The organism is Mucilaginibacter sp. P19 (genome assembly GCF_050632265.1).
In the GTDB taxonomy this organism is placed as follows: domain Bacteria; phylum Bacteroidota; class Bacteroidia; order Sphingobacteriales; family Sphingobacteriaceae; genus Mucilaginibacter; species Mucilaginibacter gossypii.
The window spans coordinates 1,931,602-1,957,340 of sequence record NZ_CP192586.1; the positions used below are offsets into that span (position 1 = coordinate 1,931,602).

Genomic DNA, 25,739 nt, shown 5'->3' on the forward strand with positions numbered 1-25,739 from the left:
CAGTTAGTTAAATAATTATATCTATTGTAAAGAATATATGAACATTACCATAATAGGCTCCGGCAACGTAGCAACCCATATGGCAGCAGCGTTTAAAAATGCAGGCCACCGTATTGTGCAGGTATACAGCCGCGATATACAGCATGCCGCTTTATTGGCCTACCATGTTAGCGCCGAAGCGATAGATAACCTTGACAATATTAATCCTGATACGGGATTGTTTGTTGTTTCGGTTAAGGACGATGCTATAACGACTGTTGTTAAACCGTTGTCGGCCCATAAAAAGTTAATAGTACATACATCGGGCTCAACCGATTTGAACAGTTTGCTGGCTTTTACCCCAAAGGCCGGTGTATTTTATCCCCTGCAAACGTTTAGCAAGATAAGAGAGGTTGATTTCAGATCTGTCCCGCTCTGTCTTGAAGGTGCTGATGATGGTATACTTGCTGATTTAAAGCAGCTGGCATTTACCATCAGTAATAATGTATATAGCGTTAACTCCGCCCGGCGCAAAATATTGCACCTCGCCGCGGTATTTGCCTGTAATTTCCCCAATTATTTGTACGGGGTTGCCCAGGACCTGCTTGCGCAAAATCAAATGGAGTTTAACATGCTGCGCCCCCTGATCCTGGAAACTGCCCAAAAAGTGCTTGAACAGGAACCACGCAATGTACAAACCGGCCCTGCAGTACGCAATGATGAGGGCACTATGGCCACTCACATGCAGATGTTAAGCGAGATGCCTATGTTACAGGATATTTACAGTTTGTTAAGTCAGGGTATTATCAAAAACAACAAAGGGGTTACCGCACCCGAGTAATTTTGTTACTTTTGCTTAAATGAACATTTATAAAATAAAGATCAATTTCGAGGAAAAAGGGCACGAAAGCGTTGAGTTACCTATAGCCGAAGGAGAATCTGTATTAGACGTATGCCTGGAGAATGGCATTGAACTACAGCACAATTGCGGTGGTGTTTGCGGATGCAGCACATGCCATGTTTATGTAAACAAGGGGATGGATAATATCCAGGAGATATCCGATAAAGAAGAGGATTTTATTGACAGGGCTGTTAACCCGCGTATTAATTCGCGCCTGGGTTGCCAGTGTGTGATTGTTGATGGCGACATTGAAGTTACCCTGCCGGATCAGTCGCAGTTTTTAGGCCACTAATATTTGCATCAATCCGTTTAAACAATAAATAAAACGTATAATTTACAACGTATTAGCGTAACCCCCGGGTAGTACGTAAAATCAACAAAAATGAGCGATAATAAATTTGCCTTACCAATTCACTGGAATGATTATGAAGATATTGCCATTGAACTTTATGAAAAGTTTGGTGACGATTTTGACGAGATCAAAAATATACCGCATCCGTTTTACCGAACTGCTGGAATGGGTATTGAGCCTGCCTAATTTTGCCGGTACCCGTGCCGAGTCAAACGAAGGCCACCTGGAGCAGATCCAATCGGCCTGGGTATACGAGTGGCGGGATAATCAATAATTCAGTTGGCAGTTTTGAGCCGGCGGTTTGCAGTTTTAAATTTGCGATTAGCAGTTTAGCACAAAGCAAACATTCTGTAATCAAAAAATCGGTGAAATCACCTCAACAAATCGGTGGGATCACGAAACAAAATCGGTGTAATCATAACCATGGAATCATTCCTGAATAAATTAAAAGATATTACTACCCTCATTTTTGATGTGGATGGCGTTTTGACCGACGGGTCTGTTTTTGTAACGGAAGCTGGCGAACAAAGCCGCGCCTTTAATATTAAAGATGGCTACGCGCTGCAGTTAGCTGTTAAATGCGGTTATAATGTTTGCGCCATATCGGGCAGCCGCTCAAAAAGTGCCATGTACAGGTTAAACAGCCTTGGCATCCAGGACGTGTATATGGGTACACATACCAAATCGCAAAGGTTCAAGATTTACCTGGAAGAAAAAAGCATAATAGCCACCAACGTTTTATACATGGGCGATGATATTCCTGACCTGGAAGTGATGAAGCTTGCAGGCCTGCCTGTTTGCCCTGCCGATGCTGTTGAAGAGATCAAAGCAGTTAGCGCCTATGTATCGCCCTACGGCGGCGGCAAAGGCTGTGCCCGCGATATCATTGAAAAAGTGCTCAAGGTTCAGGATAAATGGATGAGCAAACAGGCGTATAGCTGGTAGGGTTTCGTCCATAGTCCATAGTCGATAATCTATAGATCATGGTTCATGGAATAAACCCGGCAGATCATGGTTATAAATAGTTTTGTTGCTACTATGATCTATGAACCATTTGCTACGGACTAATCAATGCAGCTACCATGATCTATGAACCATCAACCATGAACTAAAAATATGAACATCATCCCACCCGTAATTCTCGCATCAAAATCGCCAAGACGGCAGGAGCTGCTCCGGCTTATGGATATTGATTTCAGGGTTGTGCTTAAAGAGGTTGATGAGTCATTCCCCGATGGGCTTACCCCAACAGAGGTTGCCTTGCATATAGCCCGTAAAAAAGCAGAAGCATTTGATGAAACGGTAGGAGACGAGGTTGTGCTTACTGCCGATACCATAGTTTGTATTGATGGCCTGATATTGGGTAAACCCGAAACCCGCGCACATGCTATCGAAATGCTGCAAATGTTATCGGGCCGTGTACACCAGGTTATTACCGGTGTATGTTTGTTATATAAAGGGCGTTATAACAATTTCTATGATCTTACCGAAGTGCTCTTCCGCAAGCTTTCTGATGCCGAGATCAGTAATTATGTAGATAATTACCAGCCACTTGACAAAGCCGGATCATACGGCATCCAGGAGCTGATAGGCCTGATAGGCATCGAACGGATTGAAGGCTCATATACCAACGTTGTTGGTTTACCTACCCAAAAGGTTTATGCACAATTGCTTAACTTAAGCAAATAGATTTCACATGCAGGCGCAAGTATTGTGCGGCTGCATGTGCGGGGATTACTTGTGCCTTTCGCAAACCATTTTATTCGTCGTTACAGTTTCGCTAAACATCGTCAATTTTGATAAAGCGTGTTTTTTCCGGTACAATTAAATAAATAATTATTTAATTTAAACCTTTGTTTCCTGCATAGTCTAACGTATTAAATAAAGGGAGTAATTTGTCATGAAAAAAACTATTAATACAGGGCTGGTGTTACTGCTGGTGGCTGCCTTGTCTGCATGCAGCAGTTACAACTATTACACCGCAGCCCGAAACAAAACAGATTTATCCGCTTACCGTACATTTGCCTGGCTACCTCCTGCAACCATGACCAATAAAGCCGGCGCAGTTGTTAAGAAGGAAGTGGCTGATGAAAGGGTTAAGGACGCGGCTATTTCGGCATTGGAAAACAAGGGGTTAAAATTTCAGGAAAATAACCCCGATCTGTTGGTAAGCTATACCACAGTTACCGGCAGGGGAATGAAAACTGAGTTTTATCCTTATTACTATGGCGGTTACCCGGGCTTCGGTTTAGGATTTGGCTGGGGCTATCGTCCGTTTTATGGCTATGGCGGTTGGGGTTGGGGATATCCTTATGGTTACGGTTATGGCGGCGGCGGTTATGCCCGTGTGCCTTACAAAGAAGGTACCCTGATTATTGACATTATGGATACCAAATCGCGCAAACTGGTATGGCGTGGTTTTGGTGTTGGCGAACTGCACAACCCGCAAAAAACTGTAAAGGAACTGCCCAAAGTAGTTAACGGTATTATTGAACAACTACAGCTTAACCAGGTACAGCAAGACCAGGTGCCAATGAAAAAAGCATAAGAAATTTGCTGATCAATTATTGAACTAATGCAAAAATCCCTTCGGGCGCTAAGCCTGGAGGGATTTTTGTTTGCGGTATAAATGGGTTACAGCAAAAGTAAGGGCAGCTACGGCTAAAACAATAACCCAGGCATCAAGCGGGCAGTTAGCGTCGCCATCGGCATTATCACAGGGATTATCTAACTGGGCAAAACATCTTAAGGTGCCGGCCGCAAAAACAAGGGCGGTTAAAAAGAACTTTTTTTCATATGCGCAAATCGCTTGTTATTGTTTTAAAAATTTACCGGTGCCAATCAACTGTTTGGTTTTATTATCGGTAACTCTTATAATATATGTACCCGGCACTAAACCGGTTACGTTGTTTTTCCAGTAAAGCTGTGTGATATTTACTGCCTTCAGTATCACACCACTGCTGTTGGTTAACTGAATATTATAGTTTGCTGAAGCGTTGGTTTGCCCTATGGTTAGGTTTAATGTTTCTGTTACAGGGTTTGGATATATCGTAAGCAGGCTATTGCTTATGTTATTTTTTGTATTGGCATACATTAATGGCAGCTCTTTTGACAGGCTGATATCATTGTTTAAATCAGTTAACTGAACACGGTAATTATTTAAGCCTTTTGCCGGGTTAGGGTCAGTATAAGAGTAAGTTCCCAAACCGTTCGATTTTATCACATCCAGGTTTTCCCAGGTTTTGCCGTTATCTGTGCTTCTTTGCAGCGTAAATGTGGTGTAGTTTGCCTCATTTTCAACAATCCAGGTTGTTTTAGCTCCGCCGGTTGCTTTTACGGCATTAAAATAAAGCAGCCGCAAGCCCAATGCAGGTGATTGGCGCAATATCAGCTGAAAACGTTTTTTACCAAAAGTAGCCGGGGTACTTTTATCAATATTGTAGCTGTAAATGTTGTTGTGTTTAAGATCCAACGAGTCTTTAGTAAAGTTATCCTTAAGCCATATTTCATAAATGGCAGGTACGTTGCTAAGTGCTCTTAGTTTTAATTGATAAGGCCCCGATGAGGTAGCGTCAGACGTTAGGGGAATGATCTCCTGTTGCTTTTTGGGGAAAGGCCGGTGATGGATAACGGTTTTAACGCTATCGCTTGACAGGGCCGACAAGGCTATTTGTGCACCATTGGTGCCCAGGTCTTCCGCATCTTTACTATTTTCAAATGCTGTACTGGCGTCGTTATTAAATGCAATAACAATATCATCGGTATTAATGGAGTCCTTTATCATTTGCAGCCTTAATATCGGTTCGGCCAATGATGATGAAGTTTGTTGTGATGCTGCTGATTGTGCTTCGGCAGCCTTCAATATGTCCATGTCGGCAGCTGTGGCCGCCAGTTTCTGTAAGCCCTTATCAGCAGGGGCACTTAATAAGGCTATCAGATTTGATGCCGTTGGTTGCGTTGTTGACTTCGCCGATTCCCTGAAAGTTAATGATTGCGAAGCTGAGGTAGCCTGTATAAAAAACGCCTGCCCGCTGGCTATCATATTACTTGCATAGCCATCGCTCGAAATACCGGGGTTAATATTGGTAGTCGTATCTGCTGTAGATATAGCAGTGGCCTTTTGCATGTAGCTGGCATACTGCTTTGTTTTTGGATTGTAAACCCATATTTTGCCCGGAGCAGATAGGGTTGCAGCCGAAGATACCTCTGAGGGGAAACCGGCCCCGTAAATTGAGGATGTGGCGGAAACGGTTGTTGTTGTGCCCCTGCGGTTAAATTTTTCCCAATTGATGGTGGCTGCGTAAGGATTTCCGACCAGGTTATATCCGTTAACCTGGCTGCCTGTAGTATTGCTGAACAAGAGGCTGGTTGTGCCGCTGTACCAGTTGGTTACTGTAATGTCACCTGTGTTTAATGTACCTGTTGTTGTTAAAGTGGTGTTGGTGGGTACATAGCTTGCGGTTGTTGAAGTTGCAAGATCGGCGGCTGTCCTGTCTCCCCTGAAAAAGAAAAGGAAGCCGTTTCCGACAGGTATGGTATGTGAGCCGTCGGTATCAAAAATATAAGTTGGCGGGGAGTTGATATTGTTGATGCCCCTGAAATTACCGGCTGTAAAAGACGCTTGCGACGAGGCTATGTTTTCCCTGAAGCAATAAATTGTGGGATTGCCCGATTTATCAAAGCCGCCCGTTGTGCCTGTAGTGCCGGTTATCCATGATGAGTTTTTAAGATAATTTATACTGATTACCTTGGCTGATGAACCTGTATTAACGGGTGATGAAAGTAACCTGTACCCCCGGTTATATGAATTGCCGCCGCTTATAAAACGCTGTACGTTTACATTGCCTGTAATTGCTGTGCCGGAAGGAATAGCATCTACAGTGGCTGAGCCTGTTGCATCGGAGTTTAACGTTAAAACACCGCCGGCAGCAAGGGTAGCTGTACCGCCCATAGTAAGTATACCCGAGGATGATACCGCGAATTTACCGGTGCCCGACATGGTTTTTATACCGCTGCCATTAACAGTAACATTATTAAATTTTGTGCCGTTGGTGCTGTTGTCTGTAAGAGATTGAGCGCCTGCTTTACTAAAAAACACTGTTCCGGTGCCTGCCGTAAACGTACCCGTGTTGGTGTAATCGCCATTTAAGGTTAGTGTGCCCGCCCCGCCTGTAATAACAGCGCTGTTAGTAGTGTTGCCAGTAATACTAATATTGCCAGAACCCTGGGTTACGTTTGCCGAATTGCTCCAGGTTCCTGTAACAGTTATAACAGGGTTGTTCGTGTTAAGGCCTATTGCACCCCCGCTTGTGATCCAGTTTCCGCTTACGGTTAGCGCGCCGCCGTCGACAGTTTTGGCTGCCGCCCCTGATAAGGTGAGGTTATCATAGTTGGAGGGGGTTGTACCTATAAAGCTGTCATTAGTAGCGTGTACAGTTTGCGTGCCCGAAGTAGCTGCGTAGTTAACGAGTCCGGTGCCGCTGCCGCCGGTGGTGAAATCGATAGTACCACCTGTAGCGGCACTTATTGGGGTATTGCCTGTTAAGTTTAAAGTAGTAGCCCCGGTACCAGTATCCATATCAACGAGAGCCGCATTGGTAATAGTAAGACCCCCGCTGGTCATGTTTACGTAGCTTGAATTTGTGGTAGCTATACTACTTATTGTTAATATTCCCGAATTTAGATGGAACGTGGCGTTATTAACAGAGTAATTTTGTAATCCTGATGTATAGGTTCCCAATGCCGAGGAGGTAGTGTTTAAACTTAACGAATTGGTGATATTGAATACCGGAACCGTTGTATTTATTATGGTTGTATTGGATGTTGGGCTGACGCTTCTTGTAGGCGTAGGAGGAGTGGTATTATCGCCAACTACAAATGAGCTACAGTTTAATGTACCAGTACCTGTACCGGTAATGGTTGTTGTCACGCCGCCGGCACTACTGTTGTGATTTTGCGTGATGGCGCCGGTAACCGTAAGGGAGTAGGTATCTTTGATGGTTAATGTAATAGATGGGGTTCCGCTCATTGTACTTTTTAAGGGGCCTAATATCAGGAAAGCTACATTAGGCACACTGCTTTGAACGATGGGCTGGTTATAAAATGAAACAACGCCTATGCGTGCCGCATAGCTTGTAGTAGGAATAGTTGCTGGGCTCCAGTTACGGGTATCATTCCAGTTGCTGTCATATGCGCCTGTCCAGTCAATGGCATCATCAAAAGTTATAGTATTACCATTTGAGGATGGGCCTGTATAAGTAATGGCTGAGCTGTTTCCATTCCCCGTAAGGGTGTTAATACTGGTGACGGTAATAGTGCCTGTAGGGCTGCTGCCATAGTTTAGCTGGCTTTTTACTGTACCTGTATAAAAATAATAACCGGGGACAGAGTAGGATCCATCTGTATTGCCCGAGCTTGAGATAAGGTCGCCCACACTATAATCTTGTATAGCGTTGCCGGTGTAAGTTACTGAACTTATCAGTGCGTCTGTTGATGTGGAGTAATAGGAATCATCTGAACGGTAGAGACTTCCTGAACCATTGAAATATGCCTCGAACCCGGAGCCTGACGTGTTCAGTACCAATTGGTTGATAACGAAATTGCCTCTTGATATTATTTTTAACCCGTAAAGGATTACGCTTTCGCCGGCGTAGTAAGGCGGCTGTGTAACATTATTTGCCGTTCCGTTTGCGTCCGTTGTGGTAAATTGGAGTACACGGGTGTACATATCAAAATTATCCCATTGAAACCTGCCGGCAGTAGTACATGTTGATTCAAGATAGGAATAATAATAGCTGCTGAACCCGCTACCAGTTGTACTTGTACTTGAAGCAACAAGGGTTTTGGCTGTGGTCATGCCGGTTACAAAAACATCTTTAAATATTGCCCAACGACCGTCTTTCAACCGTTGCACTTTGATCATGTAGGTTTGCTGGTCGTTGGCCATGGTGGCATTCAGCAGCTCATTGTAACGGCCCGTCCCGGTATTTGAGTCATACCTATACCTTAAACTGAGTGTTGTACCGGTATGGGTTATATAAATGCCCTGCATGGTATTGGCTGTATACCCGTTGGCAATAAGCCAATAGCGCCATGAATTATTACCTACAGCCATCGCATCGGGATCATCCGGGCCGGTTGCACTATTATTTTTATAAATGAAATTCCACTCAAAATCATTCTGAGTCAGATCTACGCTCCCTGATGTGCCGCTTCCGACAAAATCCCACCTGATAGCGCTTATGGCGTTGGTTGCAGGTACCGCGGATCGCAGGCTTACCGAGCCGTTTAAAGGACTTGTAGTTGATGCATCTATGGTAACCGACGAACTTGTGCGGGTGGCATTCCCAACCCCGGTTGCTCCTAATGATGTTATAGTACCGGCAGAGGAAGTTTCAAAGTTATTGTAATAGTAGGTAAGGTTATCGCTGGTTTCCTGGGCCGCAACTGCGCTCATCAGGCATAGCAGATATCCGGTAAATAAAACGCAGCGTAATTGTGATTTCAAATTAATAGGGTTTCGGGCAAGTAATATCAATAATGATGCTGGTTCAATAAAACCGGAATAAAGTACAAATTTCAACTCAAATATGCGGTTGTGTTGCCAATGGCATCGGTTGTGATGTTTTTTATTGAAAAAATGGAAAATTTAGAGAAATTAATTATTGATTATTGTTTACACATTTTGGGGAATATTTTCTACTATGCTTTTAATCAATAAGCAGGCTGTTAACTTACAGTAAGGACTAATTAATCACCGGGTAACGATAAATATTTAAAAATATTCCTGTTAGGAGTGAGGATTTTTGTTGCCGGTAAAAACTGTTCAGATTTGATTGGGGTAATATGTCCCGTAATAATCATCACCATTGACTTTAGTCAACCGAATACCGGTTAATGTAACGATGACTATATGTTACATGGGTGTTTCAGAGCGACGTTGGATAAGTGTTCAATTTTTAAAAAGCGGGTGTTCAACTTTTTGTGGTGCGGAATTGTAATATTCTGATTATCAATACGTATGTGTTCAATTTGTGTTGTGTGTAAAATGCAAGTATTTGATAATCAGTATTTGTTTTTTTAAGAAAATACGCCAGGTGTTCCACTTTAAAAATTGAACACCTGGCATTATATGCTTTATTTAACCTTTTGGCTGTTATTGCCGCGGTTAAGATCAGGCAGGGCGTTGTCGGGATCAATAGTTACCGATTCAGCTTCCTGTTTAGTAGGCAGTGTATAAGTGATTTGCCCGGATTGCAGCCAGGTTTCAACCGGCAGGTAAAAACGTTTCTTACTGCCGTCTTTAAATTTTACCTCAACAGTAAACGGCATGGGCAACTGCTCTTTGTTTACAGCTTTGATGGTGATACCTTTGGATGAATCTTTACCTTCATATTTCGCGTCGATAAGCGCTATATCAACCAGCCAGTTATTGTAAAACCAACCCTTCCAAAACCAGGAAAGGTCTTCGCCCGCCCCATTCTCTATCGAACGGAAAAAATCATCAGGTTGTGGGTGTTTGTAAGCCCACTGGTTAATGTAGTTTTTAAAGGCGTAGTCAAACCTGTCTTTCCCTAAAATTTGCTCGCGCAGCAATACCAGGCCAAATGCCGGCTTATAGTAGGTAAGCGGATGGCGGTATTTTTCGGGGATGGCATCTGGAGTGGTCATAATACTTGGCGATTGCGGATCAAGCAGTGAGGGGATAATTTCATCGGCAGGGTTGCCGCCGCCGGGAGCGTATTCACTATCGCGTTTAGGGGCATATTCACCCTTGTTAAAGGCATCGGATGCATAAATGTCGATAAAGGTGTTCAGGCCTTCATCCATCCAGCCATAGCGGCGCTCATTTGATCCCACAATCATCGGGAACCAGTTATGGCCTATCTCATGCGCGGTTACCCAGTAAAGCACGCTGCCTTTATCGGTGATACCGTCAAACACAATACCCGGGTATTCCATGCCGCCGGCAATACCGGCTTCGTTAATAGCAACCGGGTAAGGATATACAAACCACTTTTCCGAAAAGTATTCAATTGATTTTTTGAGATATTCGGTAGCCCGGCCCCAGGCATCGTTGCCATAGCTTTCGGCCGGGTAAACGCTCATTGCTAATGATTTTTTACCACCAGGCAGGTTAACCCTTGCTGCATCCCATATGTAAGCTTTTGATGCACCAAAGGCAACATCGCGGGTGTTGAGCATTTTGAAATGCCAGGTGAGGGTACCCTTGTTAACCGGGCGACTGGCAGGATCATTAACCTCGGCCAAATCACGGATCATGATGGTTTTATCACTGTTGCGGGCTTGGTCTAAGCGGACTATTTGTTTAGCTGTCAATACCTCTTTAGGGTTAAGCAATTCGCCCGATCCCGCTACGATCATATCCCATGGAACGGTTACCGAATAATCTATATCGCCATAATCTAAATAAAACTCACCGCTGCCCAGAAATGGTAGGGTATCCCAGCCGTGACTGTCGTCATAAACACACATGCGCGGAAACCACTGTGCAATTTCGTAGATCTTGCCATTTTTGGTATCGCAATAATCAGTACGGCCTCCAAAGGCACCGGGAATGGTGTAATGATAATTAATACGCAGTTTTATTGCCCCCTTTTGCAGCGGGTGTGCAAGGCGTACCTGCATGCGGGCATCTGTAATTACAAATGGTACGGGTTTAACTACATCGCCATTATCAACCGAAACGGATTCTATCTGGTAACCGCTGGTATGCTGATCTACACCGGGGGTATGGTCTGTGAAGAAGTTAGAGCGGGCATCCTGTTTATAAGTATTTTGATCAAGCTGCAGCCAAAGGTAAGGCAATGCATCCGGGCTGTTATTGGTATAGTTGATCACCACCGTACCGCTGATTGTTTTCTTAACGGTATCCAGGGCAACTTTCAGATTATAGTCTGCCCGGTTTTGCCAATACCTTGGACCGGGTGCGCCATTAGCCGAATGGAAATCGTTACCTTTTTCGGTATAAAACATAGGCGAGAAAGCCGCCGACGGGTTGTAGTTTGATGAAGTATCGTTTGGATTGAGTTTCCCTTTTTGCGCCGATGCGCTGAGTGCTAAAATCGACAGTAAACCAATGTCGATAAATTTTAATTTCATGGTGTGCATTTAAGCACCCAATATACAAAGGATGGCCGGAAAACAGTTTGTTAAAAAAGTTTTAAATAATTATGGAATTTTATGCCTGGTAGCATCATTGTAATAAACTGCTTAATCACCCGGATGAATTAATATATTTATCAATTAAAACGTCGGTATAATGTCTATTCAACAAATCAGCATACCTAAACCCTGCCACGAGCAATGGTCACAGATGGTGCCCGCTAACAGCGGTCGTTATTGTTATCACTGCTGCAAAATGGTTATCGATTTTACGGTAATGAGCAATGACGAGATCATTAAACTTCTTTCGGCAAAGGATAATGTTTGCGGCAGATTTGGCCAAATGCAGCTGATTGAAATTAATGCGGGTATTGGCGCAAATAAAAAGCGATCCTTATCATGGATTGGTATCCTGACAGCAGCAATAATAAGCTTAACCCAACTTGAAAAAGCTGAAGCCAAAACCAGGCACAACCTTGAGCAAGGAGAGTTTCAACGTAAAAGCAACTTGCTCATACCTGTCCCTACCGGTGTTCAAATATTAGTAAAAGGCCTTGTAACCGAAAAAGGGACTAATGTTCCGATTCCCGGCGCTACAGTCCATTGTAAAAACGGTGAAAGTGCAAGCACTGATGTTGATGGCGAATTTAAGTTTTTGGAACTTTCGGAGACAGATACCCTTGTTGTTGGCTTTATCGGTTTTAAGACACAGGAAATAAGGCTTGCCGACATAGCTGACAGGTCGCAAATAAAAATAGAATTAGAGCCGGAACCGCTAACTGAACAATTTGTTGTGGTAGGAGGTGTATTTGTGCGTCATTCTTTTATTCATCGCCTGTGGCATAAAATAAAAAACATATTTTAGGGCTTTATTATAAAAGCTAAACTTGCATTTTCCTGTAAATCTACCTTTAGGCAATTCATCAATTCCCGTACATTTTATTTGCGAGACACTGTCGTACTTTTTAGGTTATCAGTATTATGCCTGGTTGCGGAAACATACTGCCGATAAGATCAGTACCGAACATCGACTTATCATATTTATCGGTGCAGCGGCAGGCGCATTTATTGGCTCGCACCTTGTAGGGATCTTTGAGAACCCACCTTTGCTGTTCTCGCATTTCAATATCATCTATATTATGGGCAATAAAACCATAGTGGGTGGGATGCTTGGTGGATTGATAGGTGTTGAGCTTACCAAAAAACAATTGGGGGTAACCGCGTCATCTGGCGATTTGATGGTTTATCCGTTGATCCTGGCTATGGTTATTGGCCGTACCGGGTGTTTTTTGGCCGGGCTGGAAGATGGGACTTATGGCATAGCCTCCAACCTGCCCTGGGCTATTGATTTTGGTGACGGCATCCACCGACATCCTACTAATTTATATGAAATTGTATTTTGGGGAATGCTTTGGGTTGTACTCAAACTCATTGAACAAAATTATCGTTTTGCCGATGGCGCGCGATTTAAAGTATTCATGGCAAGTTACCTTGTTTTCAGGCTACTGGTTGAATTTATTAAGCCCGATTACTTTTTTGGTTTTGGTTTATCGGTAATTCAGTTAGTTTCTCTCGCCGGTATTTTGTATTATTATAAAGTATTTTTATATCCTAAAAAGCTGTTTGCAAACCATGCCTGAACGCCCGTATATATACTATGATTTTACGTTAAGCATTTGCTCCACCTGTTTACGACGGGTTGATGCCAAGATTGTTTTTGAGGATAATAAGGTTTACATGCTTAAAAACTGCCGCCGGCATGGTTTTGAAAAGGTGCTGATTGCCACAGATGTGGAATATTATAAAAACTGTCGCAACTATGCAAAGCGAAGTGAGATGCCGCTTAAGTTCAATGCCAAAATGCATTATGGTTGCCCTTATGATTGCGGCTTGTGCCAGGATCATGAGCAGCACTCGTGCCTTACCGTTGTTGAAGTAACCGACAGGTGTAATTTAAGCTGCCCTACCTGCTATGCCATGTCATCGCCCACCTACGGCAGGCACCGCACTTTGACCGAAATAGAACAAATGCTGGATGTTGTAGTGGCAAATGAAGGTCAGCCCGATGTGGTGCAGATCAGCGGGGGAGAACCTACGGTGCACCCGCAGTTTTTTGAGATCCTGGATATTGCCAAGAAAAAGCCTATTAAGCATTTAATGGTAAACACCAACGGCATCCGCATAGCTAAAGATGAAAATTTTGTAAAGCGGCTGGCCACATACATGCCCGATTTTGAGATTTACCTGCAATTTGATTCTTTCAAAAAAGAGGCACTTGAGCAGTTGCGCGGTGAGGATTTGCGCGAAGTAAGGCAGAAGGCTATTGAAAATCTCAATAAGTATAATCTGTCCACAACGTTGGTAGTCACTTTGCAAAAAGGTTTAAATACCGATGAATTAGGTGCAATTATTGAATACGCGTTGCAGCAACCCTGTGTTCGCGGCGTAACTTTTCAGCCTACGCAACAGGCCGGCAGGTTAGAGAATTTTAATGAACAAACCGACCGTTACACCCTAACCGAAGTACGTAACGCGATACTTGAACAAACCAGTGTATTCAATAAAAACGACCTGATCCCGGTACCTTGTAACCCGGATGCCCTGGTGATGGGTTATGCCCTTAAGCTTGGAGGCGAAGTGATTCCGCTGACCCGGATGATAAACCCGGATGACCTGTTGGATAACTCAAAAAATACCATTGTTTATGAAAACGATGAACGCCTGAAGGGCCATCTGCTTAATATGTTCAGCACAGGTAATTCGGTTGATAAAGCTAAAGAACACCTGCACTCGTTGTTATGCTGCCTGCCTGAAATTGACGCGCCAAGTTTAAGCTATGATAACCTGTTCAGGGTGATCATTATGCAATTTATAGATGCGCAGAATTTTGATGTTCGGGCTATCAAAAAATCATGTGTGCACATCGTAAATAAAGACATGCAGATCATCCCTTTTGAAACCATGAACATTTTTTACAGGGACGATAAGCGGGAATATCTTGAACAATTAAGAGGAGAAATTTTGGTATGACAGAGGAAGAACAATTACAACCACCCAATCAGCTTCCTGGCAACAAGCCCCAAGGTGGAATCAAGATAGTCGGAATTAACCTGGCAGTATTTGTTGGTTATACCTTGCTTAGTCTGCTGACCGATGGCGGTGTAATAGCTGGGCTGCTAATGGTTGCCCAGGTGATTGTTTGTATTATACTTTCATTGTATTTCCGTAAGTGGAGTTGGTTTTTAGGCGGCTTACTGGTTTTAGTAATTGGTTTTTCAACGTGTGTTGCAATGATAAGGATTTAGTATCTCACAAGTTGCTATAATGGAAACGCAGAAGAAAGACCCTGGCAGCAAAAAAATGATAGTTGTAGGTATCAATCTATCGATATTGGTAGCTTATACCATATATTTCAGATGGGTTGCTAATGAGGAGCTTATTATATTAGCTGAAGCGATTTTTATTTTTTTGCACGTAGTACTGTGCCTAATATTGGCAATTTTTGCTTTGAGAAAAGAATTTTTGTTTAGTGCGCTTGTTGTTCTGCTGATCGGTTTTTCGTCATGCTGGGTTGTTTTCTCCATTTAGGTTAACATCCCCGCCAAAACCCCTTCTTTTAACGAATTGGTACACATACTCACCTTATGAATATCCAGCGCATGCATAATGAAACGGGTAACTAACGATGCAGCTACAATCATATCAACCCGTACCGGGATAATCCCCGGATTACCCAAACGTTCTTTATGGCTCGAGAGGATGAGTTTATTGGTGATGGTTAACAGTTCTTCCTCATCAAAATCATAATGCTGAATACTCTTTAAATCAAAGGGCTGGGCCTTTTCTGTTTCAATCAATCCTGCAAAAGTTTCAAATGAGCCCGACGAGCCAACAAGGGTGTCAATTTCAATGCCTGTAGTGGCAATGAACAAATCATTCAGTGTATCCTCAAGATATAAATTCATAGCCTCGATAGATGCCGGCGGAATAGGATCGGTACGGTGGAACTGGTCCATAAGGCGTGCCGCGCCAACTTCAAAACTTTGTTTCCACAGGATCTTATCGGCGTTGCCCAAAATAAATTCAACGCTGCCTCCGCCAATATCCATGATCAGGGAGTTTTTGGCCGATAAGCAACCGCTTAACTTTACACCATTATAAATAAAACCGGCTTCCTGTTCGCCATCAATAATTTCAATACCAATGCCTGTTTTGGCCTTAACTTCTTTGATGAAATCTTTGCCGTTTGATGCGCTCCGCAAGGCCGAAGTTGCTATCGCCCTAACACCGTCAACATTATTGGCCTGTATAAGTTTCTGAAAGTGTTGCATGGTATTTATGCCGCGCTGAAAAGCATCAGACAAAATATACCCCTTGTTAATGCCTCCCTCTCCTAACTTAACAGCTTCAGTAATATGTACAATTTCATGATAGTTATGGATGTCCCCTTCGGCAATCAATAAATGGAAGGTATTGGTACCTAAATCCATTACTGCAACGCGTTTACTCATACGGCTAAAATAAATAATCCCCGAAATTGTTTAACTATTCCCGGGGATTTTATTCAGTAAATCCGAAATCGAACATCCGATGTCCGAAATAAAAATTATTCTTTATAAAAAAACCACTTGGCCAGTTCTTTATAGCTTGCTTTTTTACCGTACATTAATACACCTACCCGATAGATCCGTGCGGCCACATAAGTGGTAAATAAAAAGCCTACTACCATCATACACATGGATACTGCTACCTGCCATCCCGGTGGATCAAACGGGATCCGTACCATCATGGCTACAGGTGCAGTAAAAGGAATCATGGACAGCCATACTGCCAGCGGGCTATCCGGCGCGCGGAACAATACTGATACAGCTAAAAAATAAGTGAACAGTAAGGGCAGGGTAATAGGAAACATGAATTGCTGGGTTTCCGTTTCGCTGTCAACTGCCGAGCCAACAGCTGCAAACAGCGCTGCGTACAACAGATAGCCGCTTAAAAAGTAAAATATAAAGCAGCCCATGATATACCCAAATGGTATAGTTTGTAATACTGCAAGCGCATTTACCATAGGACTGGTAGGCGAGTTAAAAGAATGTCCGGCGATTTTGGTAGATATAATGGATAAAATTATCCAGGCACTAAACTGAGTTAAGCCAACCAGGCCCACACCGATGATCTTGCCGAGCATTAATTGAAATGGTTTTACTGAAGATATCACCACCTCTATAATACGGTTTGTTTTTTCTTCAATAACGCCGCGCATTACCTGTCCGCCATATATAAACAGCGAAATATAAATAATGATAGCACAAGCTATACCAATTAAAATATTGGCGCCGATATTAGCATTCTTATCGCCTTTATCTGAAATTTCAATGGCACTAACCGAGATGTTGGTTCGCTTTATGCTTTTTAAAAGTGCTGTATCAATATGATGCCTGATGAGGTTGTTTGAAAAGGCTATATCGCTCATCTGCTTTTCAATTTCTTCAGACAAGGGTATAGAGGCCTTCTTTTTTGAAAAGATCTGTACCGAATCTTTTTGTGTGTAATTTACAGGGATATACAAAATAGAGATACCCTCGCTATCCTTTAGCAGTTGTTTGGATGATTTAAGATCGGTGAGCGCATAGGTAAATTTTACATTATTGGCATCATGAAACCTATTAGCGAAATCACCGCTTTTATCAATCACGTTAACTGTTTGCAACGATGATAGTTTATCGCTGCTATCTGCAACCATCTTTACCACAATGCCCATAACCAATATCAGCAACGGCACCACGAATATCATGATGATGAATGATTTTTTGCGTACCCGTGTCAGGTATTCGCGCTGTATAATGAGTAATACTTTATTCATGGCCGGCTGAGTTTAGGTTAACTTTTTCAATGAAAATTTCATGCATGCTGGGTATTACCTCCTGTAACATATTTACCCTTGCTTTTGGGATAAGGTACTGCAAAACATCGTTTGAATTATTCTCGCGCGTAAGCTTTATCTTGATGGTATGACTGCCATCATCGGCATGGGTTTCGCTAACCAGTTCAAATGGCTGGTTGCCGTCAAATGCTATCTGTTCGCCGGTATATTCAACAAAATAGGTTTCATTGCGATACGAGTTGCGGATGTGTTTAACCTTACCATCCAGTATCTTATGCGATTTATGAATGAGCGCTATAGCGTCACAAAGTTCCTCTACTGATTCCATGCGGTGGGTAGAAAAGAGTATAGTTGCACCTTTTTCGTTCAATTCTAATATCTCGTCTTTAATGAGTTCTGCATTCACTGGGTCAAATCCGCTGAAAGGTTCATCCAGTATGATCAAATCGGGCTCATGCAGTACGGTTGCTACAAACTGCGCCTTTTGCTGCATACCTTTTGACAGTTCTTCTATTTTCTTTTTCCACCAGGTTTCCATCTCCAGCTTCTCAAACCAAAATTTAAGACGCTTTTGGGCTTCAGCACGGCTTAACCCTTTTAAACGGGCCAGATAGATCATTTGCTCACCTATCTCCATCTTTTTATACAGGCCACGTTCCTCGGGCAGGTAACCTATACGTTCAATGTGCGACTGGTTGAGTTTTTCGCCGTTAAAATAGATTTCGCCCGAATCGGGAGCAGTAATTTGGTTCACAATACGGATAAGCGAAGTTTTACCGGCGCCGTTAGGGCCAAGCAGACCAAAAATCTGCCCGCTTTCAACTTCCAAACTTACATCACTTAGTGCACGGTGACCGGCGTATTGTTTAACAATATTGCGGATGCTTAGCATTTATTAAGGTTTATGTATCTGTTTTTTTCTGTTAGATCAGGTTAAGCAGAAAAAGTTACAGGTTGGGTTTATCATATGGTGGCCAATTGGGCTTTTCAATGTCATAAAATGGCTTTTCCAATTGTTGGCTATTAAGCGCATTTAAAGCGGTTACTGCAATATAAATTCCGGTTGTCGGAACAATCAGATACACGAGCCCGATGTAGCGGATATAGAGAATATAGCTGGAAGTTCCGATAAGGGGAAGCACCATCGGTACAACCATGTAAAATACAATAATAAATAGCTCACTTAAGGTAAAAAGCAGCAGTGGTAACTTGAATACCGTATTACGTAATAAGGCGGCCATAATCACAATACATATTATTACCATCATGTTAATAGCTCCATGGATCTGGTAAAATATAATTAATGATTCTCTGGTAATTTGAAAAATGCCGATGGCTGTATTAACTAAGCCCGATATAACGCTATAAATCATATAAATGATGAACACGTTAACTATAAAAGGTTTTTCGTTGGTATATTTTAAAACACCTATCACAAATATCATTAACCAGGCAAAACAAATGACAGGTGCAAACGAAAGCGTAGGTCTTACTACATCCGGTACCGTGAATGAAATGGTTTGCATGGCGTACAGGAGTATCAGAGCTAACATACTAATAACGCATGCAGCAATAGTGAGGTAAGCGGTATCGCGTGTAGGTTTCATGAGCAGGATAGGTTGAATTAATAAATATTACAATTGGCTTAAAGATAATAATAAGGCATGGCTGTTTATTGAAATAAAAAAAACGGCGTGATTGTTTTGAAACAAATTATGCTGCTTACTTAATAGCCTGATTAGTTAATTTATTTCAGTTGCTTTTAAACTAAACCTGAGCGTTTCAATTGCTTCCTTTTGCCTCGAAATGATTATGTACATGTAGCCATTATAAACAATGGTGTGTGGGTAACCATATTGCCCGCCTTTCCATAAGCCTTCTTTTTTAAGGTGATACAATTCATTGGCAATAATATAGTTTTTGTCGAAGCTTTTTCCATTTTTTGACAACGAGAGCACCAGCGGATTACGGTCATAATGGTGCAGGGTATCGGGGATGCCCACATAATAAAAGCGTTTATCCGGCAACCTACCTAAGTGAAACTTGCTGTCATTATCCGAAAAGGGGGCCTCAACCGGCCGCGACCAGCTTTTGCCATTGTCGTTGCTTTCGGTGAGCCATAAATGACCTTTCCAGCCTTTACCGGTTACCCTGAGCAGCATGTGTAAAATGTTGTCGTCCGTTTGGAAAAACGATCCTTCGCAAAGCGGCGGCAACCCTGATTTTGCAGCGGGTGCATAAAACATAGCTGGGTTATCCTGTTTGTAAAGAGAATCGGGATAAAAACTGCTTAGCTTCCAGCCCGAAAGTCCGTGGGGATCATCTGTATAAGGAAAAGTGAAATTACCGCTGATGATCAGCCTCCCGCTATTGGTAACTTCAGGTCCATGGTTTGGTACAACAGGCAAATGCATATCAAGCGGCCCGCTCCAATGTTCGCCGTCGGTGCTGGTCTTAGCCCATAAATGGGTGCTATTGCGGTGTTTGTCGTAATCGCCGTAGTAGGCTACCAAGGTTCCTTTATACTGATAAAGCCCGGCGGCAGTGAGTACTGTGAGCGTATCGTTGATTTTACCCGGACTGGCTAATGTTTTCAACGGCGACCAGTGTTTAAAATCTTTAGAAGTTGCATAAACTACCCTTTGCCCCGGTGAATCCTCATCAACCATTCCATTGCTCCATATTGCCACAAAGCGGTCTTTGAAATGGATAATAGATGCGTGATGGTTGTAAAGCCACTCTTTATCCGGCGAGTAGATCATTGATCGTTCAATGTTTAGCCTCGGCACTCCAGCTTCGGTTTGATAATTGTTGCGAATGGCCGGGGTTTGTGCGTGGGTATTAAGAACGGATGAAAAAAGACAGATAACAAAAAGAAGCTTGAGTTTTGCAGACATGATCCTAATTAACACAAATTATCCGGTTAGTAAAAGCGGAGTTGAAATTTGCCAAATTAAAGCCAGGTTCCCGCGGGAGTAGTGCTAATAAAATGTAGCATCCGTTATTCTGAAGCCACAGTCATTAATAAATATGCCAATCTTTTGTAATAAAATCATGGCAATCCCTTTTATCCTAAAAATCAAGGTTCTTTTACTAAATTACGGGCTCTATCAAAATACATCATTTATGAAGCGAGCCTTATTCCTTATACTCACGCTTTCTGCTGTCTTTAATGTATCTGCCCAACAAAAAAAGCCTTTGAAACCTGCCGATGTCTATCGGATTCCAACGGTAAGTGATCCGCAATTATCGCCCGATGGCAAATGGGTTGCTTATAGTGTATCGGATGTTGATACGGCTAAAGACCGCCGCGTGTCCCATTTGTGGATGCAGAGTTTTGATGGTAAAGAATCTATCCAGCTAACTCATGGTGATGAAGCAGCCTCATCCCCGCGCTGGAGCCCGGACGGTAAATATTTGTCGTTCCTATCCTCGCGCGATTCAAAAACGGGCTCACAAGTTTGGTTGATCGACCGCCGCGGTGGTGAGGGTGCTAAGCTAACCAACATTAAAGGCGATCTGAGCGACTATGCCTGGAGCCCGGATGGCAAGCGCCTGGTAATGGTTATAGGCGACCCGGAAAACAAAGGTAAAGAGGAACCTAAAACTCCAAAGCCCATAGTTATTGACCGTTATCATTTTAAACAGGATATAGTAGGGTATCTTCAGCACTTGCATAGCCACCTTTATTTAATTGATGTTGCCACTAAAAAGCTTGACACCTTAACCCGGGGCGATAAAGACGAAAGCTCGCCGGTATGGTCGCCGGATAGCAAAACAATTGCGTTTGTAAGCAATCGCAGTGCCGATCCCGACAGGAATCAAAATACTGATATTTTTACTATTGATGCCCGCTCCGGCGCCAGCATGCTTCAGCTTACCACATGGAAGGGTAGGGACGGCAACCCTCAATGGAGCCCTGATGGCAGATTAATTTCCTATCTCCGTTCAACCAGTGATGCCGATTACATGATGTATGATCAGAGCGTGGTTTGCATTATGGATGTGGTTGGCCAAAATAATAAACCGCTCACGCTTCAGCTTGATCGTCCGGCCGGGGCACAAACCTGGGCTAAAGACAGCAAGAACATTGTATTTATTGTAACGGACGACCGTGCCCGTTATCTGGCCAATATCAATATCAACAGCGGAAAGATCACTACAATAAACAAGGGCGATTATGTTTTTAACGATATAGCTACCAATCTTTCGGGCAATTGGATAGTACAAAAAACAGATCCTTACACACCTGCCGAATTATTTGCCTTAGAAGATAAAAAGCTGCGCCGGCTTACATTTCATCATGAGGAATGGTTAAATACAGTGCAATTGGCATACGCAAAAGGCTTTGAGTCAACAAGTGTTGACGGTACCAAGGTATCAGGTATTGTTTTTACGCCCGATAGTGTTCCTAATAAAAAATATCCACTCATCCTGTTTATTCACGGCGGGCCGGTAGGGCAGGATGAATTTGGGTTTGATGCTACAAGGCAAACATTGGCTGCCGCCGGTTATGCGGTAGCAGCGGTAAATTACCGGGGAAGTAACGGCCGGGGCCTTGATTATTGTAAAGCCATTTATGCCGATTGGGGTAATAAAGAAGTTAAAGATTTGCTTGGCGCGGTTGACCAACTAGAAAAGTTAGGTATAGCAAATCCCGATAAGCTGGGCATAGGCGGGTGGAGTTACGGTGGCATCCTTACAGATTATACCATAGCATCTGATACCCGTTTTAAGGCCGCGGCCAGTGGTGCCGGCAGCGCGTTACAGCTTTCGGTTTATGGCAGTGACCAATATGTATTGCAATACGAAAATGAGATAGGCACACCCTGGAAAAATGCCGATAAATGGATCCAGATCTCTTACCCGTTTTTTCATGCCGATAAAATAAAAACGCCGGTCATGTTCATGTCTGGCCTGAAAGATTTTAATGTGCCGACCATCGGCAGCGAGCAGATGTATGAGGCGTTGAGATCTCAAGGTATTCCAACCGAATTGATATTATATCCTAATCAATTTCACGGTCTTACCAAGCCAAGTTACCAGGTTGACCGGCTGCAGCGCTACGTTGACTGGTATGACAAGTATTTGAAAAAGTAGGGTTAACGGGAAGTAGTTCAAGAATTGATGGATTGCATTGATCTCATAAATCTTACGTCTGAAGTGATCTGATCTTTGGCTTCCGGTGATAATTCGTCAAGTTCAGCTTCATCAATGAGTGTTTGCAGTATCTGATTTGCCAGGATGTTAAGAAAATGTGAACCGGTAAGGCGATCATACATTCTGGATATTTGTTTGTCGAAGTCCCGAACCTCGTTGTATAATTTATAATATTGTTCCTGTGGTGTTTCAGGGCTGCTTTTTAATTGCTGAATAAGCTGATCGAAATGTTGCATCCCGCGTTTAAAATCCTCGGCAATGCCTTTATCAATTAGTGCTCTGACGATCTTTTTGTCTTTTTTGCTTAATTTCTGATAGTCATTATGCATGATGCTGATTTTAATGGGTAATACAAATAATGGAACGTCGTTTTTTCAAAACAATGCAATAATAAAAACCTTGTGATAATATTGGGTGGTTTAATTAGTAATTTTCCGGTCAATTGCAATCCTATGCATAAAAACGTACTTTTAATTATAGCGGTTTTAATCTTTAACGTTGTTTCTGCTCAAACAACAAAAAAGCCGCTTAAGCCCACTGATCTTTATAAACAGCCAACGCTGATGGCCCCTCAGCTATCACCCGATGGCAAATGGCTGGTTTATGAGCTATCTGAGGTAGACACCGCAAAAGATAAACGCGTATCGCACCTATGGATGCAAAGCTTCGATGGTAAGCAATCCATTCAGCTTACTTATGGTGATGAGCCCGCATCTACCCCAAAATGGACGCCGGATGGTAAGTTTATCTCCTACCTGTCTGAAAAGGATTCAAAAAATGGTGGCCAGGTTTGGATGATGGACAGGCGTGGCGGAGAAGGGCATAAACTCACCGACATTAAAGGCGAGATAAAAGAATATGTATGGTCGCCAGATAATAAGAAGCTGGCATTAATTATCAAAGACCCTGAAAACAAAGGAAAAGAGGCACCGAAAACTACACCACCGATAAGGATAGACCGTTATCATTTTAAACAGGATATTGAAGGATATCTGCAGCATTTGCATTCGCATTTATACCTGTATGATGTGGGTTCAAAAAAGCTTGACACCCTTACCAGCGGCAACATGGATGATAGCTCGCCGCAATGGAGCCCGGACGGGAAAACTATTGCCTATGTAAGTAACCATACTATTGATCCTGACCGGAATGAAAATACAGATATTTTTACGATTGCAGCTAAAGCGGGAGCCGAGCCTAACCAATTAACAACATTTACCGGCCATGATATTAACCCGATGTGGAGCCCGGATGGCAAGCGCATAGCTTACCTGCGCTCCACAAGCGATGCTGATTATTTTATTTATCAGCACGATGTTTTGTACCTGATGGATGCCGACGGAAAAAACAACCGTTCATTAACTGACCAACTGGATAGGCCTGTCAGCAATATTGCATGGAGCAAGGATGGTAAAGACCTTGAATACTTGGTAAGCAGCGACAGGATCCGTTATATCAACAGATATAACTTGCTTACCCGTAAATCAATATTGGTTTATAAAGGTAACGAATGCAGTTTTTCTGATATCATCGGTCATTCCTTGGGTATATGGGTAGGCAAAATGACTACACCATACATACCCAACGAATTGGTGGCTATTGAAAATGGCAGGATCCGGCGCTTAACTTTTCACCAGGAAAAATGGCTGAGCGAGGTTAAGCTGGCTTATGTAAAGGGCTTCCAGTCGTTTAGCAGCGATGGTACACTGGTTTCGGGTATTTTGTATACGCCCGATAGCGTGGTGACTAAAAAAATGCCATTTATCCTTTACATTCATGGCGGCCCTACAGATCAGGACGAGTTTGAGTTTGACGAGATCAGGCAAACACTGGCCTGCGCCGGCTATGCCGTTGCCGCTGTAAATTACCGCGGCAGCACTGGCAGAGGGATTGAATACACTAAAGCTATTTATGCCGATTGGGGCAATAAAGAAGTGAAAGACCTGCTTGGTGCGGTAGATGAATTAGTTAAACTTGGCATAGCAGATAAAGACCGCCTCGGAATTGGAGGTTGGAGCTACGGCGGCATTCTTACCAATTATACTATAGCAACCGACCCCCGCTTTAAGGCGGCGTCGAGCGGAGCAGGCAGTGCGTTGCAATTAGCCATTTATGGATCGGATCAATGGATTGTACAATATGATAATGAACTTGGCGCACCATGGAAAAATGCTGATAAATACATCAAATTATCGTATCCGTTTTTCCATGCTGATAAGATAAAAACCCCAACGCAATTCATGTCTGGCCTAAAAGATTTTAATGTGCCAACGGGAGGAGGGGAGCAAATGTATGAAGCGCTACGGTCACAAGGGGTACCTACTCAGTTGGTACTTTATCCCGGCCAATATCACGGTATCACTGTACCCAGTTACCAGGTTGACAGGCTGCAGCGATATATTGAATGGTTTGACAAATATTTATCCCCCCAGCCCCCTAAAGGAGGAGCTTTTTGATAAAGCGCATTTAACGAGGCTGTATCATAAATAATCGTGATACGGCCTTTTTTTGACTTATTCGGATACTCAAGCTATATATAGTTTTGGGTCGGCTCTACTGACAAAAAGGGGGTTAACAGGGTTAACATAATTTAGTGGTAATTTTTACTTAAACTATTTATAATCAAATAATTAAGTGTTTTTAGGCCAAAAATGTGTTAACCCCCTTTTTGTATAAATATGATCGGCTAAACTTCAATTCAAAGGTAATACAACACCAAGGGGCGTCAATTTGATTTATGATACAACCTCGTCTTTTATTCTGTAATTCAATAATTCTGAAAATTCTGATTTCAGACAGTAAGCTTTCCTTCAACCGAATCATCAATGGTTTTACCAATAGCAGCACCGGCGAGCCGTTTTACAAATGCGATGGCATTACCATGCTTATTATCCCAGTAATAGCCCTCGGTAGGTTCAACTTTAATAACGCTGATGCGCGGATCGTCAATACCTTCGGTAAACCATACTTTTAATGTGGGTTCCCATAGTTCTTTGATCTTTTCCTTGTCTTCGGTGATAGTTGCAATTCCGTAGAGATTTAAAAAATCAGAATATCCTGATCCCTGGAAAAGCAGGTGAACAAATGGGTCTTTAGCCAGCTCGTCGTTTTTGTGGCTGTCATTAGCGCTTAGAAACCAGAAATTACCTTCCTCATCAATTTTCTGCGCAGACATTGGTCGCACGGAAGCAGGTACACCTGTTTTAATGTTACTTACAAAAAAGCAGCTTTTAGCACTTTCGGCAAGTTCCTTGATTTTAGCCAATGCCTCCTGACCGTTAAGGTCTTGCATGTTATCTTCCGGCTGTTGTTGATTGATACTATCCATGTTTTAAGTTTTG

21 protein-coding genes and 1 pseudogene are annotated in these 25,739 nt (G+C 42.8%); 13 read left to right on the forward strand and 9 right to left on the reverse strand.

The annotated features are described in order from the left end of the window. Window positions 1–37 precede the first annotated feature (37 nt). The 6 genes and pseudogenes from ACQ86K_RS09240 (at window position 38) to ACQ86K_RS09265 (ending at window position 3,780) form a co-directional block, all read left to right on the forward strand. Window positions 38–820, forward strand: a complete 783-nt coding sequence (locus ACQ86K_RS09240) for a Rossmann-like and DUF2520 domain-containing protein (protein WP_431200232.1) — start codon at window positions 38–40, stop codon at window positions 818–820. Window positions 821–839: 19 nt separating this feature from the next. Beyond that, window positions 840–1,172, forward strand: coding sequence for a 2Fe-2S iron-sulfur cluster-binding protein (locus tag ACQ86K_RS09245; protein ID WP_090524420.1), 333 nt, complete (start codon window positions 840–842; stop codon window positions 1,170–1,172). A gap of 90 nt (window positions 1,173–1,262) precedes the next feature. Continuing rightward, window positions 1,263–1,506: pseudogene (gene iscX, locus ACQ86K_RS09250) on the forward strand (Fe-S cluster assembly protein IscX). Between the two features lie 149 nt (window positions 1,507–1,655). Continuing rightward, window positions 1,656–2,177, forward strand: coding sequence for a KdsC family phosphatase (locus ACQ86K_RS09255; RefSeq protein WP_090524424.1), 522 nt, complete (start codon window positions 1,656–1,658; stop codon window positions 2,175–2,177). A gap of 171 nt (window positions 2,178–2,348) precedes the next feature. Beyond that, complete coding sequence (locus ACQ86K_RS09260; protein WP_431200233.1) at window positions 2,349–2,921, forward strand: Maf family protein; 573 nt, start codon at window positions 2,349–2,351, stop codon at window positions 2,919–2,921. A gap of 211 nt (window positions 2,922–3,132) precedes the next feature. Beyond that, the gene (locus ACQ86K_RS09265) at window positions 3,133–3,780 is read left to right on the forward strand and encodes a DUF4136 domain-containing protein (RefSeq protein WP_431200234.1); all 648 of its coding nucleotides are present in this window, start codon (window positions 3,133–3,135) and stop codon (window positions 3,778–3,780) included. 264 nt (window positions 3,781–4,044) lie between these two features. On the opposite strand, the gene ACQ86K_RS09270 is transcribed toward ACQ86K_RS09265, so the two are convergent. Together ACQ86K_RS09270 and ACQ86K_RS09275 are read right to left on the reverse strand one after the other, a co-directional pair. After that, a complete protein-coding gene (locus ACQ86K_RS09270; RefSeq protein WP_431200235.1) occupies window positions 4,045–8,688 on the reverse strand; it encodes a T9SS type A sorting domain-containing protein in 4,644 nt (1,547 codons plus the stop codon). Window positions 8,689–9,368: 680 nt separating this feature from the next. Then, on the reverse strand, window positions 9,369–11,354 hold the full coding sequence (locus ACQ86K_RS09275; protein WP_431200236.1) for a M1 family metallopeptidase: 1,986 nt from the start codon (window positions 11,352–11,354) through the stop codon (window positions 9,369–9,371). A gap of 160 nt (window positions 11,355–11,514) precedes the next feature. Here ACQ86K_RS09275 and ACQ86K_RS09280 point away from each other — a divergent pair, with 160 nt between their 5' ends. Genes ACQ86K_RS09280 through ACQ86K_RS09300 form a run of 5 tightly spaced genes read left to right on the forward strand, consistent with a single transcriptional unit; the run spans window position 11,515 to window position 14,945 of the window. Further along, the gene (locus tag ACQ86K_RS09280) at window positions 11,515–12,222 is read left to right on the forward strand and encodes a carboxypeptidase-like regulatory domain-containing protein (protein WP_091171451.1); all 708 of its coding nucleotides are present in this window, start codon (window positions 11,515–11,517) and stop codon (window positions 12,220–12,222) included. A gap of 22 nt (window positions 12,223–12,244) precedes the next feature. Then, window positions 12,245–12,997: a prolipoprotein diacylglyceryl transferase gene (locus ACQ86K_RS09285; protein ID WP_091171455.1), complete on the forward strand. Its 753-nt coding sequence runs from the start codon at window positions 12,245–12,247 to the stop codon at window positions 12,995–12,997. Beyond that, window positions 12,990–14,387: a radical SAM protein gene (locus tag ACQ86K_RS09290; RefSeq protein WP_091171458.1), complete on the forward strand. Its 1,398-nt coding sequence runs from the start codon at window positions 12,990–12,992 to the stop codon at window positions 14,385–14,387. The genes ACQ86K_RS09285 and ACQ86K_RS09290 overlap by 8 nt, the downstream gene beginning before the upstream one ends. Next, window positions 14,384–14,662, forward strand: a complete 279-nt coding sequence (locus tag ACQ86K_RS09295) for a hypothetical protein (protein ID WP_091171461.1) — start codon at window positions 14,384–14,386, stop codon at window positions 14,660–14,662. The genes ACQ86K_RS09290 and ACQ86K_RS09295 overlap by 4 nt, the downstream gene beginning before the upstream one ends. A 19-nt stretch (window positions 14,663–14,681) precedes the next feature. Then, entirely contained in the window at window positions 14,682–14,945 is a 264-nt protein-coding gene (locus ACQ86K_RS09300) for a hypothetical protein (protein ID WP_091171466.1), read from the forward strand. Here ACQ86K_RS09300 and ACQ86K_RS09305 read toward each other — a convergent pair. The 5 genes from ACQ86K_RS09305 to ACQ86K_RS09325 all read right to left on the reverse strand — a co-directional run bounded on the left by ACQ86K_RS09305 (window position 14,942) and on the right by ACQ86K_RS09325 (window position 20,135). Continuing rightward, window positions 14,942–15,868: a hypothetical protein gene (locus ACQ86K_RS09305; RefSeq protein WP_091171468.1), complete on the reverse strand. Its 927-nt coding sequence runs from the start codon at window positions 15,866–15,868 to the stop codon at window positions 14,942–14,944. The two genes, ACQ86K_RS09300 and ACQ86K_RS09305, sit on opposite strands and share 4 nt — an antisense overlap. 95 nt (window positions 15,869–15,963) lie before the next feature. Then, window positions 15,964–17,217, reverse strand: coding sequence for an ABC transporter permease (locus tag ACQ86K_RS09310; protein ID WP_091171470.1), 1,254 nt, complete (start codon window positions 17,215–17,217; stop codon window positions 15,964–15,966). Next, the gene (locus ACQ86K_RS09315; protein WP_091171473.1) at window positions 17,210–18,130 is read right to left on the reverse strand and encodes an ABC transporter ATP-binding protein; all 921 of its coding nucleotides are present in this window, start codon (window positions 18,128–18,130) and stop codon (window positions 17,210–17,212) included. The genes ACQ86K_RS09310 and ACQ86K_RS09315 overlap by 8 nt, the downstream gene beginning before the upstream one ends. Window positions 18,131–18,185: 55 nt before the next feature. Beyond that, window positions 18,186–18,845 (reverse strand): hypothetical protein, encoded by a 660-nt coding sequence (locus ACQ86K_RS09320; RefSeq protein WP_091171475.1) that lies wholly within the window; start codon window positions 18,843–18,845, stop codon window positions 18,186–18,188. Between the two features lie 135 nt (window positions 18,846–18,980). Beyond that, window positions 18,981–20,135: an exo-alpha-sialidase gene (locus tag ACQ86K_RS09325; RefSeq protein ID WP_091171477.1), complete on the reverse strand. Its 1,155-nt coding sequence runs from the start codon at window positions 20,133–20,135 to the stop codon at window positions 18,981–18,983. A gap of 229 nt (window positions 20,136–20,364) precedes the next feature. Here ACQ86K_RS09325 and ACQ86K_RS09330 point away from each other — a divergent pair, with 229 nt between their 5' ends. Next, window positions 20,365–22,338 carry an alpha/beta hydrolase family protein gene (locus ACQ86K_RS09330; protein ID WP_091171594.1) on the forward strand — a complete coding sequence of 658 codons (1,974 nt, stop codon included), beginning with the start codon at window positions 20,365–20,367 and terminating at the stop codon, window positions 22,336–22,338. A gap of 17 nt (window positions 22,339–22,355) precedes the next feature. Here ACQ86K_RS09330 and ACQ86K_RS09335 read toward each other — a convergent pair whose 3' ends face one another. Then, window positions 22,356–22,727, reverse strand: a complete 372-nt coding sequence (locus ACQ86K_RS09335; RefSeq protein ID WP_091171479.1) for a hypothetical protein — start codon at window positions 22,725–22,727, stop codon at window positions 22,356–22,358. A gap of 234 nt (window positions 22,728–22,961) precedes the next feature. Between ACQ86K_RS09335 and ACQ86K_RS09340 the strand changes: the two genes are divergently transcribed. After that, the gene (locus ACQ86K_RS09340; protein WP_218134479.1) at window positions 22,962–24,854 is read left to right on the forward strand and encodes an alpha/beta hydrolase family protein; all 1,893 of its coding nucleotides are present in this window, start codon (window positions 22,962–22,964) and stop codon (window positions 24,852–24,854) included. A gap of 335 nt (window positions 24,855–25,189) precedes the next feature. Here the strand turns inward: ACQ86K_RS09340 and ACQ86K_RS09345 are convergent, their stop codons facing one another. Further along, window positions 25,190–25,726, reverse strand: coding sequence for a pyridoxamine 5'-phosphate oxidase family protein (locus ACQ86K_RS09345; RefSeq protein ID WP_091171485.1), 537 nt, complete (start codon window positions 25,724–25,726; stop codon window positions 25,190–25,192). Window positions 25,727–25,739 lie beyond the last annotated feature (13 nt).

Excerpts from the sequence above, each read along its gene's own strand:
- ACQ86K_RS09335 (WP_091171479.1), bottom strand. The coding sequence starts at position 22,727 with ATGCATAATGACTATCAGAAATTAAGCAAAAAAGACAAAAAGATCGTC.
- ACQ86K_RS09260 (WP_431200233.1), top strand. The coding sequence starts at position 2,349 with ATGAACATCATCCCACCCGTAATTCTCGCATCAAAATCGCCAAGACGG.
- ACQ86K_RS09340 (WP_218134479.1), top strand. The coding sequence starts at position 22,962 with ATGGCCCCTCAGCTATCACCCGATGGCAAATGGCTGGTTTATGAGCTA.
- ACQ86K_RS09265 (WP_431200234.1), top strand. The coding sequence starts at position 3,133 with ATGAAAAAAACTATTAATACAGGGCTGGTGTTACTGCTGGTGGCTGCC.
- ACQ86K_RS09270 (WP_431200235.1), bottom strand. The coding sequence starts at position 8,688 with ATGAGCGCAGTTGCGGCCCAGGAAACCAGCGATAACCTTACCTACTAT.
- ACQ86K_RS09315 (WP_091171473.1), bottom strand. The coding sequence starts at position 18,130 with ATGCTAAGCATCCGCAATATTGTTAAACAATACGCCGGTCACCGTGCA.
- ACQ86K_RS09310 (WP_091171470.1), bottom strand. The coding sequence starts at position 17,217 with ATGAATAAAGTATTACTCATTATACAGCGCGAATACCTGACACGGGTA.
- ACQ86K_RS09280 (WP_091171451.1), top strand. The coding sequence starts at position 11,515 with ATGTCTATTCAACAAATCAGCATACCTAAACCCTGCCACGAGCAATGG.
- ACQ86K_RS09240 (WP_431200232.1), top strand. The coding sequence starts at position 38 with ATGAACATTACCATAATAGGCTCCGGCAACGTAGCAACCCATATGGCA.
- ACQ86K_RS09295 (WP_091171461.1), top strand. The coding sequence starts at position 14,384 with ATGACAGAGGAAGAACAATTACAACCACCCAATCAGCTTCCTGGCAAC.
- ACQ86K_RS09275 (WP_431200236.1), bottom strand. The coding sequence starts at position 11,354 with ATGAAATTAAAATTTATCGACATTGGTTTACTGTCGATTTTAGCACTC.
- ACQ86K_RS09345 (WP_091171485.1), bottom strand. The coding sequence starts at position 25,726 with ATGGATAGTATCAATCAACAACAGCCGGAAGATAACATGCAAGACCTT.
- ACQ86K_RS09290 (WP_091171458.1), top strand. The coding sequence starts at position 12,990 with ATGCCTGAACGCCCGTATATATACTATGATTTTACGTTAAGCATTTGC.
- ACQ86K_RS09255 (WP_090524424.1), top strand. The coding sequence starts at position 1,656 with ATGGAATCATTCCTGAATAAATTAAAAGATATTACTACCCTCATTTTT.
- ACQ86K_RS09320 (WP_091171475.1), bottom strand. The coding sequence starts at position 18,845 with ATGAAACCTACACGCGATACCGCTTACCTCACTATTGCTGCATGCGTT.
- ACQ86K_RS09305 (WP_091171468.1), bottom strand. The coding sequence starts at position 15,868 with ATGAGTAAACGCGTTGCAGTAATGGATTTAGGTACCAATACCTTCCAT.
- ACQ86K_RS09300 (WP_091171466.1), top strand. The coding sequence starts at position 14,682 with ATGGAAACGCAGAAGAAAGACCCTGGCAGCAAAAAAATGATAGTTGTA.
- ACQ86K_RS09330 (WP_091171594.1), top strand. The coding sequence starts at position 20,365 with ATGAAGCGAGCCTTATTCCTTATACTCACGCTTTCTGCTGTCTTTAAT.
- ACQ86K_RS09245 (WP_090524420.1), top strand. The coding sequence starts at position 840 with ATGAACATTTATAAAATAAAGATCAATTTCGAGGAAAAAGGGCACGAA.
- ACQ86K_RS09325 (WP_091171477.1), bottom strand. The coding sequence starts at position 20,135 with ATGTCTGCAAAACTCAAGCTTCTTTTTGTTATCTGTCTTTTTTCATCC.